This is a genomic window from Kitasatospora sp. NPDC059803 (genome assembly GCF_042732255.1).
GTDB lineage: Bacteria > Actinomycetota > Actinomycetes > Streptomycetales > Streptomycetaceae > Kitasatospora.
Genome location: NZ_JBHWIJ010000489.1, coordinates 1 through 3,343 on the forward strand (window position 1 = coordinate 1; position 3,343 = coordinate 3,343).

The following is a 3,343-nucleotide window of genomic DNA, read 5'->3' on the forward strand; positions in this document are numbered from 1 at the left end:
CCACACCCCCCCCCCACCCCCCCGCCGGGCGCGCCCCGCCCGTCTGGGCGCCCCCCCGCGGGGGGGCCCCCCCCACGGTGTGGAACGACTCAGACGCCGATCAGGTCGACGACGAAGATCAGGGTCGAGCCCGCCGGGATGAGCGGGGTCGGCGACTGGTTGCCGTAGGCCAGGTGCGACGGGATGGTCAGCTCGCGGCGGCCGCCGACCTTCATGCCGGCGACACCGCGGTCCCAGCCCTTGATGACGCGGCCGGCGCCCAGCGGGAACGAGAACGGGGCGGTGCCCCGGTTCCAGCTGGAGTCGAACTCCTCGCCGGTCTCGAAGGTCACGCCGACGTAGCGGACCTTGACGACCTGGCCCGACTTGGCCTCATCGCCGTCACCGACGACGATGTCGCGGATCTGCAGGTCCGCCGGGGCGTCGCCGATCGGGAAGTCGATCTCGGGCTTCTCGTTGAGGTTGACGCTCACAGTCCCTCTTCTCACGTTTCGCATTGCAGTCACGACCACGCGGCGGGCGCCCGCACCCCCGGTCCGTTCCCGGACCACGGTACGGGCGCCCACCGCCCGGGGTGGTCCGGCCACGCGGCCGGACCTGAAGGTCACACGCACACCATTGTCACCCGAAAGTGGATCAGCCCTGACCGGCGTCCAGGATGTCCACCACGAAGACCAGCGGCGCGCCCGGCGGGATGTCGCCCTGGCCCTTGTCGCCGTACGCCAGTGCGGCCGGGATCACCAGCTCCACCCGGCTGCCGACGGTCTGGCCCACCAGCCCCTGGTCCCAGCCCTGGATGACCTGGCCACCGCCGACCGGGAAGGAGAACGCCTGGCCCTTGCTGAGCGAGGAGTCGAACATCTTGCCGTCCTTGAACAGCGCGCCGGTGTACTGGACGACGACCTTCTCGCCCTTCTCCACCGCTGGCCCGGTGCCCTTGATCAGGACGTGCGACTTCAGCTCGGTCGGGTCCTTCGCGCCGGCCACCGGGGTGATCTCGGCCGGCTTCTTGCCGTTGTCCTTGACCTGCGGGAAGTCCGCGGGCGGCGGCGTGACGGTGCCGCTCACCACGGAGTCGGGCGCGTTGGCGTTGCGGATGTCGATCACGAAGACCAGGTCGTCCTTCGCCCCGATCGACATGTCGGCCTTGCCCTGGGAGCCGAACGCGGCGGCCGGCGGGGCCACCACGAGGACCCGGCTGCCGGCCTTCTTCCCGACCACGGCCTGGTCCAGCGCCGGGATCAGCGCGTCGGTGCCGGCCTGGAAGATCTGCGGCTTGCCGTTGTTGTCGTACGAGCTCGGGATGTCCTTGCCGGTGGTCCAGTCCTTGGCGGTGTAGTCCACCGAGGTCCAGGAGTTCTTGTCCACCTTGGGGCCGGTGCCCTCGGTCAGCACCTTCACCACGAAGGAGCCGTCGGAGGCCTCGCCCGGCACCTGGATCTCGGCCTTCTTGCCGAAGTCACCGGTGACGGTGGGCAGCACCTTGGCGCTGTCCTTGATCGGCGGCACCGGGTCGGCGGTCGGCGTGGGCGGCGCGCTCTTGGCGGCGTCCGGCTTGGCGGCGGTGTCCGACTTGCCGTCCTTGTTCACCAGGTACAGCGTCACGGCGCTGCCGGCCAGCAGCAAGGTCAGCACCGTGCCGAGGATCACGCCCAGCCGACCCACCCCGGGCGGGTTCTCGTCGTACCCGGCCTCCGAGGTGTCGCCCCGACGCACGGTGGAGGCGAAGATCTGCGGGGTGTCGTCCGTCTTGGTCCCGCCCGAGGCACGCGGCTGCTCGCCGGGCTGCGCCCAGCCGGCCTGCTGCTTCAGGATCGACGGCGGGACGACGATCGACTCGCCGTCCCCCGGGAGCGGGCCGCCGGGACGCGAGGCGGCCGGGTCACCCGCGGAGCTGTCGTTCGCCGCGGTGTCGGCCCCGCCCGGGCTCGGCGTCTTCTCAGTCATGACTCCCCATCCATCTCGCCACGAGGTCTTCCAGGTCTGCGACCGGCGTGCTGACTGCCGGTCTGCCGTCGCACCGTCCGCCCCGGACCTCGACGCCGGGCGGCGCCTGCCACAGTGCGAGGGCAGTATGACAGCTCAGGATGAGGGCGGACGCTTCGTTGTACGAGCGTCCGCCCAAGCGTACGGAATCCCAGGGGTGCGTGTCCGCCCTAAACCGCTTCCAGGATGTCGATCACGAAGACCAGCGTCGAGTTGGGCGGCACCGAGCCCTGCGCCTGGTCCTTGTAGCCGAGCGCGGGCGGCACCACGAGCAGGATCCGGCTGCCGACGGTCTGGCCGACCAGCGCCTTGTCCCAGCCCTCGATCACGCTGCCGGTGCCGATCTGCACCGCCTGCGCGCCCCCGTGCGTCCAGGAGGAGTCGAACTGCTGGCCGTTGTTCCAGAGCACCCCGGTGTACTGCACCACCAGGGTCTGCCCGCTCTTGACCTGCTTGCCCTCGCCCTTGATCAGCACCGCCTGCTCCAGGTCGGTGGGCGCGGCCTGCCCGGCCGGCACGGTGATCGTCACCGGGGCCTTGCCGTTGTCCTTGACCTGCGGCATCGTCGCCGGCGGCGGGGTCATGGCGCCGGTCAGCGTGGAGTCCTGTGGCAGGCTCTCCATGATGTCCAGGACGAAGACCACGGTGTCGCCCTTGTTGACGCCGAGCTGGGTGCTGCCCTGCTCGCCGAAGGCCGCCGCCGGCGGGGCGACCACCAGCAGCCGGCTGCCGACCTTCTTGCCGATCACGCTCTGGTCCAGCGCCGGCACGAGCTGTCCGCTGCCGGCCTGGTAGAGCTGCGGCTTCCCGCTCGGGTCGTACGAGCTGGGCAGGTCCTTGCCGGTGGTCCAGTCCTTCGCCGTGTAGTTGACCGTCACCCAGTCGCCCTTGTTGACCGTCGACCGCTCGCCCTCGCTGACGGTGTTCACCACGAACTGGCCGCCGGGCTGGCCCTCCGGGAGGGTGATGGTGGCCTTGCTGCCGAAACCGCCCTCCGAGAGCGTGGGCATCGGCGACGCCTCGCCGACCGGCGCGGGCACCGTCGGAGGCGCGCTCGCCGCGGACGGAGTCGCCGGGCCGGCCGCCTTGGGCGAACTGCTGCAGGCGACCGCCAGCAGCAGGGGCAGGGTGAGTAGCAAACCGGCGGTGCGGCGCACGGTGGTCCTAACTGTCGATCGAGGTCGGCTCTCCTGACTTCGACGGACAGCGTATGCCCGGACGGGGGGGGGGGGCCCCCGCGCAGCCCCCCCGGCGCCCCCCCCCCGCCGGAACACCACCACGTCACCCCGCGGGGGGGGCCCCCCCGCGGGCGCGCGGGCCCCCCCCCCCCCCCCGACCGCGAGGACCTCTCCTTCCA

The 3,343-nt window shown here is 71.7% G+C and carries 3 protein-coding genes; all 3 read right to left on the reverse strand.

What is annotated here, in order from left to right; all coding sequences use genetic code 11:
* Positions 1–89: 89 nt before the first annotated feature.
* A complete protein-coding gene (locus tag ACFV6I_RS38570; RefSeq protein ID WP_063346909.1) occupies positions 90–473 on the reverse strand; it encodes an FKBP-type peptidyl-prolyl cis-trans isomerase in 384 nt (127 codons plus the stop codon).
* 163 nt (positions 474–636) lie between these two features.
* Positions 637–1,947 carry an FKBP-type peptidyl-prolyl cis-trans isomerase gene (locus tag ACFV6I_RS38575; RefSeq protein WP_079135480.1) on the reverse strand — a complete coding sequence of 437 codons (1,311 nt, stop codon included), beginning with the start codon at positions 1,945–1,947 and terminating at the stop codon, positions 637–639.
* A 209-nt stretch (positions 1,948–2,156) separates the two neighbouring features.
* Positions 2,157–3,143: an FKBP-type peptidyl-prolyl cis-trans isomerase gene (locus ACFV6I_RS38580; RefSeq protein WP_363377220.1), complete on the reverse strand. Its 987-nt coding sequence runs from the start codon at positions 3,141–3,143 to the stop codon at positions 2,157–2,159.
* Between the last annotated feature and the right edge of the window lie 200 nt (positions 3,144–3,343).

Excerpts from the sequence above, each read along its gene's own strand:
- ACFV6I_RS38575 (WP_079135480.1), bottom strand. The coding sequence starts at position 1,947 with ATGACTGAGAAGACGCCGAGCCCGGGCGGGGCCGACACCGCGGCGAAC.